Consider the following 18,240-nt stretch of genomic DNA (forward strand, 5'->3'; position numbering starts at 1 on the left):
GACATGACCGACACCACGACCAACGTCCTGACGCTGAAGACCAACTTGGCCGACTATCCGGTCACCAAGGCCATGAAGGATGGCCGGGTGACCTCGGACATCGTCAAGCTGGACTACTGCGGCCCGGAGCAGGCCCACAACGGCTTCAAGGACATGGTCCGCCGCAACCAGTACGACGCCGGCGAGCTGGCGATCGTCACCTACCTGCAGGCCAAGTGCTACGGGAAGCCGTACGTGATGTTGCCGGCCCCGATCTCGGGCCGCTTCCAGCACCACTGCGCCGGATTCAACAAGGAACTGGGCCACCTCGATCCCAAGGACATCGAGGGCAAGCAGGTCGGCGTTCGCACCTACGCCCAGACGACGGGCTTGTGGATCCGCGGCGTGCTGCGCCACGAGTACGGCGTCGATCTCGACAAGGTCACCTGGATGACCACGGGCGACGGCCACCTGGAGGAATACTCCGACCCGGCCAACTGCGTGCGCCTGCCCAAGGGCTCCGACATTGGCCAGATGATGCTGGACGGCGAACTGGCCGCGACCCTGCAAGGCGTCGACCTGCCCAAGGATCCGCGCGTCCAGTACCTGGTCCCGGACCCGTTCAACGCCGCGAAAGAATGGTTCGCGCGCGAGGACGTGGTGCCGATCAACCACGTCTTCGTCGTCAACGAGGACATTTCGAAGAAGCGTCCCGACGTGGTGCGCGAGATCTACCGGATGATCGTCGAGAGCCGCGCTCAGACCGAGGGCGGCGCGCCGGCCGTCTATCCGCCGTTCGGTGTCGAGGCGAACCGCAAGGGGCTGCAGCTGGCCATCGACTGGTCGTTCGACCAGAAGATCATCCCGCGCAAGCTGTCGGTCGACGAGCTATTTGACGAAGCCACGGGCGCGCTGGGCTGAACCGATGCGTGCGGGCGCGCGATCGTTCGGAAAATGAATGGTCGCGCCCCCGAAACCAATAAGCCGAATGTCGAAGAGGCGACGCATCCTCAAATCGCGGCATGGATAAAAGCCGCTCCATAAGAAAAAACAGTCGAGGTCGGACGCGTGAACGACTGCGTCATCTCTCGACGGTAAGGGAGGGATAGATGAGGAAGCTCACCACGAGCGCTGCTTTTCTTGCAGGCGTCAGCGCCGCCGCGTTGGCCACGGCTGCATTTGCTCAAACGGCGACCGACAAGGGCGCCGACACCACTCAGGTCGACGAGATCCTGGTCACCGGGTCGCGGGTCATCAAGAACGGTGACGCCAGCCCGTCGCCGGTGACGGTGGTGGCGGCCGAGGACCTGACCAAGGCCAATCCCGGCTCGACGCTCGCCGATGCGCTGAACACACTGCCGACCTTCGCCGGGTCGCGTGGCGCGACCAGCAACCCCACGACGACCGGCACGGCCGCCGGCGGCAACGGGGCGGCCAACCAGCTCAATCTCCGCAACCTCGACGCCGTGCGCACCCTGATCCTGATGGACGGCAAGCGCGTGCCGCCGACCCTGTTCAACGGCGTGGTCGATGTCGACATCGTCCCGCAGATGCTGGTCGAGCGCGTCGACGTGGTCACCGGCGGCGTGTCGGCGGTCTATGGCTCGGACGCCGTCGCGGGCGTGGTGAACTATGTCATCAACAAGAAGTTCAACGGCGTGCGGGCCGAGACCAGCCTTGGTCTGTCCGAGAAGAGTGACGGCGCGAAGTTCGACGCGGCCTTTGCCGTCGGCAAGGCGCTGTCTGACCGACTTCACGTCGAGGGCAGCTACGAGTTCCGGAAGGAAGACGGCATCGATCGCCGCTCGGACCGCGATTGGCTGAACCAGTGGGGCGTCACCGGCCTCGGCACCACGGCCAATCCGTACGTGCTGCAAGGCAATCTGCGCCAGAGCGCGTTCCCGTTCGGCGGCTTGATCACGACGGGCGCGCTGGCCAATCAGGTCTTCAAGACCGACGGCGTGCTCAGCGCCTTCCAGAACGGTACGGCGACCGGCACCACGGGCGTCCAGGTTGGCGGCGACGGCGGCTACTGGGACTCGGGCCTCGTGGCGCGGCTCAAGGGCCACCAGGTCTTCGGGCGGCTGGATTATGACGTCTCCGACGACATCCAGTTCTACGCGCAGGTCTCGGGCAATCTGAAGAAGAACACCAACTTCGCAGAGACCAACCAGCTCAACGCCATCACCCTGAGCCGGACCAACGCCTTCCTTCCGGCGCAGTACCGGGCCCTGATCCCGACGACCGAGACGACCTTCCGGTTCAGCAAGCTGATGGCTGGCGCGCCGCGCGTCTCGGCCGACGCCGACAGCAAGCAGTGGGTCTTCAACACCGGCCTTTCTGGCGAAACCAACGGCTTCGCCTGGGCCGTCGACTACGTCCATGGCGACACCAAGCTGACCACGGCGCTGAAGAACACGATCAACCGCCAGAAGCTGGGCGCGGCGCTCGACGCCGTCACCGACGCCTCGGGCAAGATCGTCTGCAACATCACCCTGACCAACCCGGGTCTGGCTGACAGCTGCGTGCCGATCAACGTCTTCGGGCCGACGGCCTCGTCCGATGCGGCGCTGAACTACGCCACCGAGACGATCCACTACGACGCCGTGACCAAGATGGACGACTTCTCGGGCCAGGTTTCACACAGCCTGTTCGACCTGGGCGCGGGTCCGATCAACGCCGCCCTGTCTGGCGAGTGGCGCAAGGTCTCCTTCAAGTCCGCCAGCGACTCCACGCCAGCTGATCTGGTGAACTGCACCGGCATCCGCTTCAACTGCACCGTCGGCGCGACGCGCAACGAGTTCGTCTTCGGTCAGACCCCGAACGGCGTCAGCCAGACGGTGTGGGAAGTGGCCGGCGAACTGGATGTCCCGCTGCTGCGTGACAAGGCGTTCGCCAAGAACCTGAACGTCAACGGCGCGGCGCGTTACACCAAGTACAACACCAGCGGCCAATACTGGACCTGGAAGGTCGGCGCGGCTTGGGAGATCGCCGATCCCCTGCGCGTGCGCCTGACCCGCTCGCGCGACATCCGGGCGCCCACCCTGTTCGACCTTTTCTCGCCGATCACCTCGGTCACGGTCCGCCCGACCGACTTCCTGACCGGCCAGGCCCCGACCGTCCCGTCGATCGACCAGGGCAACCCGAGCCTGAAGGCCGAGATCGCCGACACACTGACGGGCGGCCTGGTGTGGAAGCCGCTGCCGGGCCTGAGCTTTGCGATCGACGCCTACAAGATCACGATCAACGATGCGATCACCCAGATCCAGGGCCAGACCCAGGCGATCCAGCAAGCCTGCTATGACAGCAAGGGGACCTCTCCGTACTGCCAGCTGCAGGTCCGGCCGCTCGGCTACACCGACAAGTCGGCCGCCAACGCCGTCACGGCGTGGCTGACCCAGCGGATCAACCTGTCGCAGATCAAGACCAAGGGCGTCGACTTCGAGGCGAACTATTCGGGCACGCTGTTCGACCGCCCGATGACCGTTCGCCTGCTGACGGCCTATCAACCGGAGCTGCTCTACATCCAGCCGAACGTGCCGGATCTCGATCAGGGCGGCGTCGGCTTTGGTCCGGGCGGCCTGGGCGCCACGCCGTCGGTGCGCGTGACCGCCTTCCTGCGCTTCAAGCCGCTGGAACGCGTGACGGTGGACATCACCGAGCGCTGGCGCAACGCCATGAAGCTCGGCGGCGATCCCACCCAGGTCTGGGTCGAAAACCGCGTCAGCGCGTTCGGCACGACCAGCCTGAACGTGTCCTGGGAGCCTGACGTCAGCTTCGGCAACCTGCAGGTCTACGCCAACGTCCAGAACCTGTTCGACAAGGCTCCGCCTCCTGGCGCCTATTCGGGCAACGGCACGCGCGCCGGCCTGCGGGACGGCTTCGCGATCGGCGACGATCCGCGCGGACGCTTCTACACCGCCGGCATGCGCATGAAGTTCTGATGCGCGCCTAGGCGAAACGGAACGGGCGGCTTCGGGAGGAATCCTGGGGCCGCCTGTTGTTTTTTGGCTCCCGAAAATGACCCACCTGGCTTTCAGAACGACGAGGATCTCAATGAGCGGCCGAACCCTTCGCAAGACGGCCTGGCTGGCGATGGCCGGGGTTCTGGCTCTGGCGGGCGCCGCCTCGGCCCAGCCCGGCGCGTCGTGCCCGATCCTCTTGGTGGTCGAGAAGGGCGACAGTGCGGTCGCCGCGATCGACGTGGCCAGTGGCAAGGCCCTGTGGCGGGCGCCGGCCGGCATCGATCCTCACGAGATCGCGGTCGCGGGCGACGGCTCGCGGGCTTTCGTCAGCAACTATGGCGGGCCGAGCGGCGAACTGCATGGCTTGTCGGTGATCGCGCTGGCCAAGGGCGAAGCCTTGGCGGCGGTCGATCTTTGGCCCCTGCGCAGCGCCCATGGCCTAGCCGCGCGCGGCGACGCGCTCTGGTTCACCGCGGAGTCGAGCAAGGCCATCGGCCGCTATGATCTCGCGACAGGCCGCATCGGGTGGTCTCTCGGCCTGGGCCAGGACCGCACGCACATGCTTGTGCTCGGCCGGGGCGCAACGATCGCCACGGCCAACGCCAATTCGGGCACGGTCAGTATTGTCGAGCCGGTCGAAGTGACGTTCGCGGGCGCGCCGCGCCAGGACTGGAAGGTCACCCATGTTCCGGTCGGGGAGGGCGCGCAGGGAATCGACATCTCGCCCGACGGCCAGACGATCTGGGCGATGGCCGCCAAGCGTGGCGTGGTGTCGGTGATTGACGTCGCGACCAAGGCGGTTGTCAGTCAGATCGAGCTGCCCTGGAAATCCGGCAACCGGCTGAAACTGACGCCGGACGGTTCCTTGGCCCTGGTGGCCAGCGAGCAACTGGCGGCGATCGACACGGAGACCCGGACGGTGCGGACCCTGGCGCTGGGCGCGACCCGGCCCGAGGGGATCACGATCGCGCCCGACGGCCGACGCGCCTTCGTCGCCTTGCCGGCCGAGAACCGGGTGGCTGTCGTCGGACTGCCGGAACTGCGGGTCGAGGCGTACATCGCCACCGGCAAGTCTCCCGACGGCCTGGCCTGCGCGCCGAAGCGCTGAACCTAGCGGTGAGCGTTTTCGCGCTAGGCGACACGCCGAGCGCCGACGCCCTCGGCGGCGGAAACCATCAGATGGGCGCGGAGCAACTCGACGAGCTCCTCGTGCAGGTGCGAACGCGGGCGGTCTGCGCGATGCACGACATCGATGCCCAAGCCCGCTTCGATCGGGGCAAACGGTAACTTGGCCAGCGCCAGGCCGCCACAGCGGCTCTCGTGTTCGGTCATCAAGGCGAGCCTGTCGCTGCCCGCAACGAAGTGACCGACGATGGCCCCCTCGGACGCGGCGAAGGCGACGGGAGGAGGATCCATGCCGTCGAACAGCATCTCGCGCGAGGCTTCTCGCGCCGAGCCTGGCGTGCCCCCGACCCAGTCGTAGGCGATCAATTCGTCGAGCGTGGCCGGTTCCGGTCGGCTCAGGGGATGCCCTGGCCGTCCGAAGATGAAATAGGGCGTTCGAACCAGCCGTTCCTTGATGAGGTCGTGACCGGTTTCCTCGATGTCGCCGACCACCAGGTCGACCTCGCCCACGCGCAGGCGCTCCACCAATTCGGCGGGGCCTTCGCGCAGCACGGTGATCCGTGCGCCCGGGTGGCGCATCGCAAGGTCGGCCAGGACGCGGGCCAGGAACCGGTTGCCGAACGCCTGCGCCGCGCCGACGACCACGGCCTTCTCGGCGTTGGCCTGCTGGGCGTGCATTTCGCGCACCCCGAGCGCCACTTCATCCCGCAAGGCGCGGATGCGCCGGGCGAAACGCTCGGCGTCGGGGGTCAGGCGTGTGCCATCCGGCGAGCGCGTCAGGAGCGGCCCGGTCGCCTTCTCCAGGACGCTGGCCGACCGACGAAGACCTTCGCGCGTCAGGCCCGTCGCGCGCGCCGCCAACTCGAGCGAGCCGGCTTCGAGGACGCAGGACAGTGTCCGTGTCTGGGCCGGGGTCAGGCAATGCACCACGGCCTCGCGATCGACCGGACCCAAGTCTGAAATCGTCGCGTCCAACTCAGCGCAGATGCGCTCGACACGCGCATGGAACGTCCTGCCAAGCGGCGTCAGCGTCAGGCCGCCGCTCCCTCGCTCCAGCAAGGCCACGGCGATCTTGTCTTGGAGCAGCGAGAGCGCTTGGGTCGCGGCGGGTTGCGACATGCCGCACGCGCGGGCCGCGCGCTGTACGCCGCCGTGATGATCCACGGCCGCGAACAGCTTCAGCTGCCTAAAGCTGATCGAGGCGCATCGGTCGTGCACTTCCCGCGTCTGCATCGTCCGTCATCGGTCCAACGGTCGCCCGTGTCTGGGGCCGAGATTGGCGCTGAGAATACCATTGAGGCGCATACGCCAGCAAGTCGAGCCCGCCTGATCCGGCCCGGATTGCGGGACGCGGTGAGACGCTTCGAGCGGAGCGAAGCGCTACAGCAGAATGTGCGCGAAAGTTATATAGTGACGATAAAAACAAATATGACTCCCCGAGAGTCGCCGCGGAAGAGTGCACGCAACGAACAAGCAAAAACGGGGAGTAAACGTGCCTAAGAGCTATCCGCTTTCGAGGGGCCTTCTGCTGGGCGCCAGTGCTTTCGCCCTGGCGACGCCTGTGCTCGCTCAGGAGACACCGACTACGGGCGATACCGTGGCCGAGGTGATCGTCACCGGGTCACGCATTCCGACAAACGGCAACAACAGCCCCACGCCCTTGACCGTGATGAGCACCGAGCAACTGCTGGCGTCGGCGCCGACCTCGGTCGCGGCGGCCCTGCAACAGCTGCCCGTGTTCCAGAACTCCATGGGGCAGAACAGCGGCACGGGCGGTGGCAACGGCGGACCCAACGGCGCGGCCAATGCTCCCAATATCCGGAGCCTGGGTCTCTATCGCACGCTGACCCTCTTCGACGGCAAGCGGCTCCAGCCGAGCACCGACACAGGCCTGGTGACGATCGACATGTTCCCGCAGATGCTGCTACAGCGGGTCGATGTCGCGACGGGCGGGGTTTCTGCCGTCTATGGCTCGGACGCCATCTCGGGCGTCGTCAATTTCGTCACCGACTCCAAGTTCAACGGCGTGTCGATCAAGGCCCAACAGGGCGTTTCGGATCGCGGTGACGATCGGACGACCGATCTGGGCATAGCGGCCGGGACGGAGCTGTTCGGCGGTCGCGGCCATGTCGAGGCGAGCTTCGAATACAACAACGACCCCGGCATCCTCGACATGTTCAGCCGGGATTTGGGTCAGCTCTGGCAGATCGAGGGCAGCGTCGCCGGGTCCACCGCGGCGCCCGGTTCGGCGGCCAATCCGTTCAAGCTGTACTCCAACGTCCGCAACGCCTCATTGACCCGAGGCGGGCTGATCCGATCGGGTCCTCTGGCCGGGCAGACCTTCGCGGCCGACGGCGTCCTGTCCGCCTTCCAGGCCGGGGCTGCCACGGGCACGTCAGGATTCCAGGTTGGCGGCGATGGCGCCTACAACAACGACAGCTCGCTGAAGGGCGCTTTGCGTGCGCGGCGCGCCTTCGCCCGGTTCGACTTCGACCTGACCGAAGATGTCCATTTCTATCTGGAAGGGTTCGGCGCGAAGAACCGCAACGCGTACAACGACACCACGCTGAGCATGAACAATGTCGTTCTGCGCGCGCAGAACCCGTTCCTGCCTGCCGCCAATCGGTACGGGACGGATACGACGACCTTCACGCTCAGCAAGCAGTTGGGACCCCAGCTGGGGCCGCACACGAAGATCTTCGACCTGGGCAGCTACTATGTGAACGGTGGTCTCCAGGGCAAGGCGGGCGATTTCATCTGGGAGCTGGGCGGCGCGCATGGCGTATCGACCCAGAAGTGGACCACGGTCCGGAACATCAACCTGCAGCATCTGGCCGCCGCGCTCGACGCGGTGTCGGTCGGCGGGAACATTGTCTGCCGGATCAATGCCGACACGATCACCACCAATGACGACGCGGCTTGCGCGCCGTTCAACCCGTTCGGGCCGACCGCGGCCTCGGCGCAGTCGATCTCCTACCTGACCGACACCACGGTCGGCAGGGCCAAGGGCAGCATCGCCGATCTCGCCGGGTCGATCACCGGACCGCTGTTCGATACCTGGGCGGGGCCGGTCAACGTCGCGCTATCGGGCGAATGGCGGCGCGTGGGCCTGTCGGCGACCAGCGAAATCCCGCCAGAGGACAAGGCCAACTGTTCAGGCATCCTCTACAACTGCACGCAGGGCACGACCAATCTTCACCAGGTCACCTTCGGCGTCACGCCGCTGGTGCACCAGACGGTCAAGGAGGCGGCGCTCGAGGTCGAGGTGCCGCTGCTCAAGGACGCGGCGCTGGCGCGGGATCTCAGCGTGAACCTCGCGGGCCGTTACGCCGACTATGACTCCTTCGGCGGGGCGTGGACGTGGAAGGTCGGCGGGACGTGGAAGATCAATGACCAGCTGACCGTGCGCGCCACCCGCTCGCGCGACTTCAGGGCCCCCAATCTCAACAACCTCTATGGCCCTGGCACCGTCAGCCGCACCACGGTGATCGACCAATTGACGGGCGCGACACTGGTCAATGCGCCTAACCAGGGCGGGGGCAATCCCGATCTCAAGCCGGAGATCGGCAACACGATCACAGCGGGAGTCGTTTACCGGCCGGAATGGCTCACCGGCGCCAGCCTGTCCATCGACCTCTACGCCATCAAGATCAAGGACGCGATCACCGCGCTCAACGGCGCGAATGTCACCGTGCAGAAGTTGTGTATCGCCAGCGCCGGGACGTCTTCGCTCTGCGACCTGATCGTTCGACCGAACGGCTATAGCGATACCAGCACGGCGAACAACGCGACCTACTTCTACAGCCGCTCGGTCAACGCCGCCGAGATCTATACCAAGGGCGTGGATGTCGAGGCGGGCTACGGGACCCAACTGTTCGACCGGCCGCTGTCGCTGCGTGTCCTGACGACCTATCAGCCCGTCCTGCGCCAGGACACGCCGAGCATCGGCGTCGTCGATGTGGCCGGCTATGCCTATGCGCCGGCGGGCGGCCTGGGATCGACCCCGAAGTGGCGCGTGACCAGCTTCGCGAGCTATGCGCTGAGCGACCAGTTCAAGGTCGCCGCCTCGGCGCGGTGGCGTAGCGCGATGCGTTGGAGCACCGACACGACGCTGGTCTATGCCGAGCCGAAGATTGCGTCCTTCTGGACGGCCAATCTGAATTTCAGCTACGCGCCGAAGCTCGAGAGCATTCGACCGGAGATCTTCCTCAACATCCAGAACGTCTTCGACAAGAAGCCGCCGATCGCGATCAACTCCTCGGCTGATGCCGGGCGGTTCGGCGCCTATCTTCAGTCTGACGATCTTGTCGGCCGATACTATACGGCCGGCGTTCGTCTCAAGTTCTGATCATCACGATGGAAATTAAAGTCTTGGAGAGTTCGGGACTATGAATCGCAAAATCCTAAGATTGGCATTGTTGTCGACGGTCCTGCTCGCGCCGCTTGCCGTCGCGGCGGCCGTCATGGCGCCGGCCATCGCTCCGGCGCAGTCGGCGCCGGCTCCCGTCCCGGCCGCCGAAGGGCTCATGGCCGGCGCGGCGCGCATCGACATCACCCCCGCTGTTGAAGACCTGCCCAAGCCGTTCGAATCCATAGAAAGCCGGCTCTACGTCAGGACGGTGGTGTTGGACTCCGGCGGCAAGCGCGCCGTTCTGGTCGTCGCCGACCTCCCGATGTTCGCGCCAGATATCTTCGACGACACGATGGCGCGCATCGGCAAGGCGGCCGGCACGTCGCCGGAGAACATCATGCTGGCCGTGACCCATACGCACGACACGGTGCGGATGGACAACAACCCGGTCGGCATCATCCTGCCGGGGTCGGAGAAGATCACCCGCATCACCACGGCCGCCATCGTCGACTCGGTGAAGCAGGCGATCGCCAACCGCCAACCGGCCAAGGCCGGCTACGCCAACGGCGCCTTCAAGCTGGCCGGCCGCAGCAATGACGACGGCGCCGGCGCGGAAGGGGCGTCGATCAGCGGCCGGGCCCAGACCTCGGACGCCTCGATCGGCGTGTTCAAGGTCGAGACCCTGAGGGGCGAGCCCATCGCCCTGATGGTCAGCAACGGCCCCGGGCCTGGCGTGCCGGGTCTCGGCGGCGGCGGGAAGCGGTCGAAGGTCAGCGCCGACATGGTCGGCATGGTCGAACGCTACGTCGAGCAGCGCTATGGCGACAAGGTCGTGGCGATGTACACGGTCGGCGCGCCGATGGGGATCGCGATGAACCCGGGGCGCAAGGGACCAGGCATCGTTCCGCCCGAGCCAAACACGGTCAAGGGCGCGGTGGCGACCGTCCTGGGCGAGGAGGTCATCGCGACCGCGCTGAGGATCAAGACCACCGATCAGCTGGCGATCTCGGGCGCGCTCCAGGTCCTGGAATGTCCCGGCAAGTCCACCTTCCCGCTGAACAATCCCGGTTCGTGCTCGGACGCCCCGGACTCGAAGCTGCCCCGGTGCGTGTTCACCGACACCGACATCGCGCCCGTTCCGTTGCGGTTCGGCACGATCCAGCTCAACGACTTCGCGATCGTCCACAGCGACGCGAACGTCATGCCCTCGCTCTGGACGAAGGTTAAGCAGGGCGCTCCCAAGCCGGCGAGCACCATGCTGGTGTCGCTGGGATACGGGCCCGTCCACTACGTCGTTCCCGACGAGGACTACCCGTCCAACAGCTATCCGGTGACCGCCAGCATGGTGAAGCGCGGGTGCGCGGCGAGCGGCTTCGTCAACGGCGCTCTGAAGATGGTCAACGCCTCCGCCGCGCCCAAGGCGGCTGGCGAGTAACCGCCCATCTCCGGGCGCAATCCACAGGAATCGAATTCACCATGGCAGATGTCCAACCGGGCAAGTTCCATCCACAAGCCGCGTTGAAGGGGTATGCGCTGAACCGCATGTGCTTCACGCTCAACAAGGCGGAGAACCGCGCCGCCTTTGTCGCCGATCCGGACGGCTATTGCGCGCGGTTCGGCCTCAACGAAGAGGAGCTGGCGGCGGTCCGGTCGCGCAACAAGAAGCTGTTGTTCGCGGCCGGCGGAAATATGTACTTCATGGCCAAGCTCGATCGGGTCCCCAAGCCCGAAGGAGTTGCGTGATGGCGGCTGTCGTTGGGGGATTGGGCACGAGCCACGTGCCGATGATCGGTCGCGCGATCGCGGCCAACAAGCAGGCCGAAGTCCCGTTCGCGCCCTTCTTCGCCAGCTTCGACAAGGTCCATGACTGGCTGGACGAGGTGAAGCCCGACGTCGTGATCGTCTTCTACAACGATCATGGCCTCAACTTCTTCCTCGACAATATGCCAACCTTCGCGATCGGGGTGGCGCACGACTATCGCAACGCCGACGAGGGCTGGGGGCCGCCCGAGCCCAGGACGTTCCGCGGCGACGCCGAGCTGGCCTGGCATATCGTCCAGTCGCTCGTCGCCGACGAGTTCGATGTCTCCACCTGCCAGGAGATGATCTTCGATCATGCTGGGATCACCGCCTTGGACCTGCTGTTTCCGGCCGATGGGGCAGGGCACGGCGAGATCCCGGTCGCGACGATCCCGATCATGCTCAATGGCGTCCTGCCGCCCCTGCCGACGCCGGCGCGCTGCTACAAGCTGGGGCAGGCGATCGGCCGCGCCATCCGCTCCTTCCCGGGGGATCGCAAGGTGCTCCTGGTCGGCAGCGGCGGGCTGAGCCACGAGCTCGGGATCAGCGGCAAGATCAACCAGGATTTCGACCAGTTCACCCTCCTGAAGATCGAGTACGAGCCCGAGGCGCTGACACGCTTCACCAACGACGAGATCGTCGACCTCGCCGGGGCTCAGGGTCTCGAGCTGATGACTTGGCTCGCCATGCGCGGTGCGGCCGCGGGCGGGGAAGTCGTGACCAGCATCTACCATGCGCCGATCTCGCACACCGGCGGGGCGATGATGCTGATCGATACGCGCGAGGAGCAACGCTCATGAGCGACGTGCTCCCGTTGAAAGCCGCCCACGACAAAGCCGCGGCGGGCTCTGCGCCCTGGGGCATCATGCTGCTGCTCTCTGTCGGCGTGCTCATCGCCTACGCCGACCGGTCCAGCATTTCCGCCGCCCTCGCCAACAAGGCGTTCGTCCAGCACTTCGGGATGACGTCTGTCGCCCGGGGCTGGGTCGGCGCGGCGTTCTTCTGGTCCTATGCGCTAGCCCAATTACCACTGGGCTGGGTCGTCGACCGCTACGGCGCGAAGGTTCCCTATGCCATCTGCCTTGCCCTGTGGTGCGTCGCCACGGCGGCGACCGGCGCGATGTCGGCCCTGGCCGGTATCGTCATCATGCGGGCTCTCGTCGGCGCGGCCGAGGGGATCGTGATGCCGGCGAGCTATCGCTGGATCCGTCACAACATGCCCGAGCGCCATACCGGTGCGGCGCTAGGCGTCTTCTCGTTCGGCAACAAGGTGGGCACGGCCATCGGCGCGCCCCTGGGAGCGTGGCTGATCACCGCTTCTGACTGGCGGCTGATGTTCGTGATCACCGGCGCGTGCGGCCTGCTGTGGCTCATTCCCTGGCTGACACGCGTCCAGAACGACTTCCCGCGCAAGGAGCAGCGCGCGGAGGCTGGGCGACGGGCCCAATCCGTCCCCTTTCGGCGCATCATCACCTCGCCGGTGGTCTGGGGCGCCATCATCGTCAACTTCTGCTACAGCTACTTCGTCTTCTTCTGCATGACGTGGATGCCGTCCTACCTGGTCGAGCAGCGTGGCCTGTCGCTGACCAATTCGGGGCTCTACACCTTCTTCAGCTTCGCGGGCATCGCGATCGTCGCCGTCGTCGCGGGTTGGGCGGCCGACCGTCTGATCGAGCGGGGCGGGGATCCGGTGGTGACGCGCAAGGTGTTCATCGTCGCGGGCTTCATCGGCGCCACCACGGTGCTCTTCGGCGCCTATGCCCATGGCCTTGGCGCGGCCCTGTTCTGGAACATCTTCTCGCTGTCGTGCCTGGGCCTGGCCAGCGCCAACAACCTCGCGCTGACCAAGGTCACGCTCATCCCGCGGCCGGCGATCGGAATGATCGTCGGCGTCCAGCACGTGGCGGCGGGGCTGTCCGGCGGCGCGGCGGCGAGCATCTCCGGCTGGCTGCTCCACACGAGCGGCGGCTATCAGCTGCCGATGCTGGTGATCGTGGTGTTCCTGGTGCTGGGGGCGACGTCCTCGGTCGTCCTGCTTCGCCCGAAATGGTCGCCCAAGGTCTCGGGCGACGAGGACTGATCGACGCCTTGGGCTTTTCGTGCGGCGGTCACTCAGCTGGCCGCCGCACGATAATCGGCTCGGACGCTACCAGGGTGTGTTGGTGGCGAAGAAGCGGGTCCAGAACGCATATTTCGCGCCGCTGGCGATGGGCGTGGGGCCGAACTGGTCGCCCAGGGCCATGACGCTCGGTGACTTGGCGTCGAAACGCGGCCAGGTCGGCAGGCCGGGACCGTTCGGGGCGCCGGTCTTGGCGTAGTTGGCCCAGTAGGATGACATCCTGTCGGCGATCCGCCGATCCTCGTCGGTCCACGGCAGATCGACGTTCTTCAGGCTGTTGAAGACGTAGAAGATCTCCGAGCCATGATAGGCGCCCCGGGTGTCGTGGTCAGGGCCCGGTGTCGCGTGAGCCCACCAGTAGGTGTAGACCGGCTTGCCCGTATCCCGGCTCCACTGGCGCGCCCAGAGATAGGTCGAGATCTGGCTGTTGTCGTGGATGGCCTCGTTGTTCTGGCGCGCGGCCTCGTCGTCGTCGCGGGCCGGATAGAGCTTCAGGAACTCCTCGGCCATCGGCCCGAACTTGCGATGGGCCGCCGCCTGGTAGTCGGCCAGGGTGGCGATCTGGCGCGGCGAGCCGCGCGTGATCTCGGGCTTGGGCGCGCCGGGCGCACGCAGCCTGGGCCAGACGCCCTCGGGCGCCGCGCCGCCTTCGTCGCGATTGTTGCCGGCGACATAGACGACCGGGTTCTGGGCCTTGCGGGCGAAGGCCTGGCTGAAGGTGTAAGGCAGGACGTGGCCGTCGATCACGGGACGGAAGAAGGGCGGCCGTCCCGTACCGCCGGTATAGACTTCGTCCTCGGTGCTGGGCGTGGCTTTGACCAGCGCTTGCCAGGGCAGGGCGCGCAGTTCGGTCAGCGACTTTGCGCCGAGCGTTTCGACATAGGTCGCGCCGTCCTTCTCGGCCTTGGCCTTTTCGCGCCAGGACGAGGACAGGTAGCGAAGCTCCAGGTCGCTGGGCCAGCGCACCTGGCTCTCGGCCAGGGCTTGGCTGTACAGGCCCTTGGCCATCGGCGAGATCGACAGGAAGTTCACCGTGCCGCCGCCGGCCGAGTGTCCGAAGAGGGTGACCTTGTCGGGATCGCCGCCAAACGCGGCGATGTTGCGCTTCACCCACTGCAGCAGGGCGATGTCGTCCATCAGCCCATAATTGCCCGAGGCGTCGTGACCGGACTCCTTGTTGAGCTCGGGTGTCGCCAGGAAGCCCAGCGCGCCCAGGCGATAGTTGAAGGTGACCAGGACCACGCCTTTGCGGGCCAGTTCCTCGCCGTCCAGCTTGGGTTGGGAACCGGACTCCGCGCCGAAGCCGCCGCCGTGCACCCAGACCAAGACCGGGCGGCGCTCGCTGGCGCTGCTCGCGCCGGTCCAGATGTTGGCGACGAGGCAGTCCTCGGACATCGGCTCGGCGCCGGGATTGGATTGGGGGCAGATGTCGCCGAAGCGATCGGCCTTGCGTACGCCTGTCCAAGGCTGAGGACGGGCCGGCGGCCGCCAGCGTCGGTCGCCGATCGGCGGGGCCGCATAGGGCACGCCCTTGAAGGCGGTGATCGTCGGGTCGCGGCCGGGGGCACCCTGGAGGAGGCCGGACTCGATCTTGACCGGGCCGTTGATCGCCGCGTCGGTGGAGGCGGCGGCAAGCGCCAGGGTCGTCGCCAGGCCGGCGGCGAGGGTGGTGCGAAGAGAGGGGGGCATGGAGCGATCGTCGGGTTGGAGCGGAAACAGGTGGGCCCGGAGCGGGAAGGCGCTCCGGGCCCGTGACCGTCAGAGCTTCATGCGGAAGCCGACGGTGATGTACCGGCCGATCGGATCGTCGCTGATCGCGAAGCCGGCGAAACCGCCCGGGGCGGTCGAACTGCCCGTCGCATTGGCCGCGGGCGGCTCGGCGTCGAACAGGTTTTGGACGTTGAGGAACAACTCGCCCGAACCCAGGGACTCGCCGGGCAGACGGTAGGCGATGTTCAGCGAGGTCTGGCCGAACGCCTTGATGGTGTCCTGGCCGGGCGCGAAGGTGACGGTTGGATCGCCCGACACCTTCAGTTCGTTGCGCCAGCGCTGCATCAGGTCGATGCGCAGGGCGTCGGTGACCGCGTAGCTGACCATGCCCGTGAGGCGCCAGGATGGCGCGGCGGTGATGCCGGTCGAGCCGAAGGCGACACCGCCCTGGTCGATGGTCGGCACGGCCGGCTGCTGGTAGCGGATGTGCGGCTGGTACGCGGCCAGGCCCCGCAGGGTCAGGCGATGGCCTAACAGCGAACCGCTGTAGTTGGCCTCGACGTCGACGCCGCTGGAGTCGACCACGGCCAGGTTGATCGGCTTGACCAGCCAGTCGGTGACCACGCCGGCCGCGTCCCGCTTGATCAGGTCGCAATAGGTGGCCACGCCGGTGAGGTTGCAGCCGTTCTGGATGGCGGGCTGGAAGCCCTGGACCGTCGTGATCGCGTCCTGGATCTCGATCTTGTAGTAGTCGATCGCGAGGCTGAGGCCCGGTGCGAAAGCGGGCTTGTAGACGAGCCCGACCGTCTGGGTCTTGCCGATCTCCGCCGTCAGGTTCGGGTTGGCCAGGTTGACCGAGGGCAGGGGGTTGCTGGCGCCGGTCTTCAGGTCGGCGTTGGTGACGATCACGACCGATGTCGGCGCGAAGAGGTCGTTGAGCGTCGGCGCACGGATGTCGCGCGAGAGCGTGCCACGGATGCGCAACTGGTCATTGACGTGCCAGTCGCCGCCCAGCTTCCAGGTCCAGTAGCTGCCGACGGTGTTGTACTTGGTGTAGCGCGCGGCGGCGTTGACCTCGAAGGCCTGGATCAGCGGGACGTCCTTCACCAGCGGCACGTTGGTTTCCGCTGCCACTTCCCAGACGTTCTGATCGACGCTGGGGCTGGCCGGGAAGGTGTTGCGATAGAGGAAGGTGCGCGCGCCCGTCGCCACGCAGTTGTAGCGGAGGTTCGTGCAGTCGGCGAATTGGTCGGGACGCGCGGCGCTGGTCGACTTGAAGGTCTGGCGACGCCACTCGCCCGACAGCGCAACCTTGACCGGACCCGCCCAGGTGTCGAACGGCGAGCCGGAGATGTCGGCGGTCAGGTCGTCCTGGTTCGTGTGGCCGACATAGAGGGTGTCGTCGAGGATGTAGTCGATCGCCGCGGCGCTGGCCGAGGTCGGGCCGAACAGGTTCAGTGGCGCGCAGTTCGCATACGCGGTGGCGGTGCTGGCCTGGGTCGCCGCGTAGCAGATCGGCGCGCCGTTGGCGCCGGCCACAACGTCCAGCGCGGCCGAGAGCTTCTGGTTGTTGACGTTGTTGAGCAGCAGCGTCGACAGCCTTGTCTGGCCGCGCGTGTAGGCGATGTTCCAGTCGTAGCCGCCCAGCTTGCCGTTGAGGCCCGAGGCGAAGATGAACTGGCGCGTCTCGGGGATCGCGCCGAACCGTTCCGGCTGGTTGAAGATCTTGCTGAGCGTGAAGGTCGCGTTCGGGATCTGGGCGGCGTAGGCGGCCGACAGGAACGGGTTGGTCTTGCTCAGGACGATGTTCGAGAGATTGACGTCGTCGCCGTAGAACTTGTTGCGCTTGAAGGTCGCGCCGAGGCTGGCGAAGAAGTGGGTGTTGTCGCTGACGTCGTAATCGAAGCGGCCGTACAGCTGGTGCATCCGCTGGGACGCCTTCAGCGAGTGGTCGAAATAGCCGCCGGCCCCGCCGCTCTGGGTGGTCGTGCCGGCATAGGTCGTGCCGTTGACGAAGGGGCTGAGCACGCCGTCGGCGGCGAAGTACTGGCCGTTGATAGCGCAGGTTCCGGTGCAGGTGATCCGGCCGCCGAACGGCTGGGCCGACAGAGTCGCGTTCTCGATCAGCTGGTAGGGGATGGTCGTGCCGTTGCCGACGATGACGGGGCGGGCGAAGTACGAACGATCCGATCGGCGCGAGATGCCTTCGTCGCCGCGATACTCGTAGCTGGCCTCGAAGTGTCCGCGACCTTCGAGAAGGCTCTTGCCGACCGCGAAGCCGACTTCCTTCTGCAGGCCGTCGTCATGCCCGGAAATGCCGATCTGACCCTGGGCCTTGAAGCCTTCGAACTTGGTGTCGGTGATGAAGTTGATGACGCCGGTGACGGCGTCGGAGCCATAGACCGCCGAGACGCCGCCGGTGACGACGTCGACGCGCTGGACCAGCAGCTGCGGAATGACGTCGGCGTCGACGATGTTGCTGATCGAGGTCGGCGGCACGCGGCGGCCGTCCATTAGCACCAGGTTGCGGGTGGCGCCGATGTTGCGCAGGTTCAACTGCGCGGCGACGCCGTTGCCGCCGCCGACGCCGCCGGTCGCCGAGGCGTTGCTGACCTGGCTGCGCGAGCCGGAGAAGACCGGCATCACCTGCACCGACTCGGTCAGGCTGGTGGGGCGCAGGGTGGTCAGGGCCTCGGTCGTGACGGCGGTCACGGGCGTGGGACTGTTGTTGCCGTTGCTGACGCGTGAGCCGGTCACGACGACGGCGTCGACGACCTGCGAAGCGTCCGCCTGGGCGGGCGCGGCTTGATTGGACGCGGTCTGGGCGAAGGCCGATTGACTCAGCACCAGGAGGCTCACGCCCCCGAGCAGAGCCGGAACGGAGTTCTGGCGTTTCATGGATTCCTCCCCGGTGCGGCCTCAATGTCGCGTCTGTGGACGCCACCCGCGGATGAAGTGTTCGGCGCTTGTGCGCTCTGGTCCCGCCGCGCGATCGCGACTTGGAGATTGTCGGGAAGGCTAGGGCCGGGGCGTCGTCCAGCGGCATCAAATCCTTGAAGCCGGAGATAGGTTCTGTCCGCGGAGTGTCGCGGTCGACCAAGCGGCCGCGCGATAGAATATGCGCCCGCCGTGCTTGGTTTCGCCCGCCGCGCATTGACCGTTGCACTTCCGGTCGCGCTCCTTCGCAAGGA

Annotated in this window: 11 protein-coding genes; 8 read left to right on the forward strand and 3 right to left on the reverse strand. The window is 66.5% G+C overall.

What is annotated here, in order from left to right; translation table 11 throughout:
* Positions 1–3 precede the first annotated feature (3 nt).
* The 3 genes from AC07NN_RS07120 (at position 4) to AC07NN_RS07130 (ending at position 5,052) form a co-directional block, all read left to right on the forward strand.
* Positions 4–900, forward strand: coding sequence for a substrate-binding domain-containing protein (locus AC07NN_RS07120; protein ID WP_494638955.1), 897 nt, complete (start codon positions 4–6; stop codon positions 898–900).
* 188 nt (positions 901–1,088) lie between these two features.
* Entirely contained in the window at positions 1,089–3,923 is a 2,835-nt protein-coding gene (locus AC07NN_RS07125; protein WP_494638957.1) for a TonB-dependent receptor domain-containing protein, read from the forward strand.
* A 112-nt stretch (positions 3,924–4,035) separates the two neighbouring features.
* Positions 4,036–5,052: a beta-propeller fold lactonase family protein gene (locus AC07NN_RS07130; protein WP_494638959.1), complete on the forward strand. Its 1,017-nt coding sequence runs from the start codon at positions 4,036–4,038 to the stop codon at positions 5,050–5,052.
* 23 nt (positions 5,053–5,075) lie between these two features.
* Here AC07NN_RS07130 and AC07NN_RS07135 read toward each other — a convergent pair whose 3' ends face one another.
* A complete protein-coding gene (locus AC07NN_RS07135; protein WP_494638961.1) occupies positions 5,076–6,302 on the reverse strand; it encodes a LysR family transcriptional regulator in 1,227 nt (408 codons plus the stop codon).
* 259 nt (positions 6,303–6,561) lie between these two features.
* On the opposite strand from AC07NN_RS07135, the gene AC07NN_RS07140 reads away from it, so the two are divergent.
* From AC07NN_RS07140 to AC07NN_RS07160, 5 genes are all read left to right on the forward strand, one after another.
* A complete protein-coding gene (locus tag AC07NN_RS07140) occupies positions 6,562–9,417 on the forward strand; it encodes a TonB-dependent receptor domain-containing protein (RefSeq protein ID WP_494638963.1) in 2,856 nt (951 codons plus the stop codon).
* Positions 9,418–9,487: 70 nt separating this feature from the next.
* Complete coding sequence (locus AC07NN_RS07145; RefSeq protein WP_494638965.1) at positions 9,488–10,855, forward strand: hypothetical protein; 1,368 nt, start codon at positions 9,488–9,490, stop codon at positions 10,853–10,855.
* 41 nt (positions 10,856–10,896) lie between these two features.
* Positions 10,897–11,163 (forward strand): hypothetical protein, encoded by a 267-nt coding sequence (locus AC07NN_RS07150; RefSeq protein WP_494638967.1) that lies wholly within the window; start codon positions 10,897–10,899, stop codon positions 11,161–11,163.
* Positions 11,163–12,020 carry a class III extradiol dioxygenase family protein gene (locus AC07NN_RS07155; RefSeq protein ID WP_494638969.1) on the forward strand — a complete coding sequence of 286 codons (858 nt, stop codon included), beginning with the start codon at positions 11,163–11,165 and terminating at the stop codon, positions 12,018–12,020. The genes AC07NN_RS07150 and AC07NN_RS07155 overlap by 1 nt, the downstream gene beginning before the upstream one ends.
* Positions 12,017–13,300 (forward strand): MFS transporter, encoded by a 1,284-nt coding sequence (locus tag AC07NN_RS07160; protein ID WP_494638971.1) that lies wholly within the window; start codon positions 12,017–12,019, stop codon positions 13,298–13,300. The genes AC07NN_RS07155 and AC07NN_RS07160 overlap by 4 nt, the downstream gene beginning before the upstream one ends.
* 66 nt (positions 13,301–13,366) lie before the next feature.
* On the opposite strand, the gene AC07NN_RS07165 is transcribed toward AC07NN_RS07160, so the two are convergent.
* Together AC07NN_RS07165 and AC07NN_RS07170 are read right to left on the reverse strand one after the other, a co-directional pair.
* Positions 13,367–15,028 (reverse strand): carboxylesterase/lipase family protein, encoded by a 1,662-nt coding sequence (locus AC07NN_RS07165; protein ID WP_494638973.1) that lies wholly within the window; start codon positions 15,026–15,028, stop codon positions 13,367–13,369.
* Between the two features lie 69 nt (positions 15,029–15,097).
* Positions 15,098–17,947, reverse strand: coding sequence for a TonB-dependent receptor domain-containing protein (locus AC07NN_RS07170; RefSeq protein ID WP_494638975.1), 2,850 nt, complete (start codon positions 17,945–17,947; stop codon positions 15,098–15,100).
* Positions 17,948–18,240: the final 293 nt, after the last annotated feature.

Source organism: Caulobacter sp. GW821-FHT09H08, assembly GCF_059415885.1.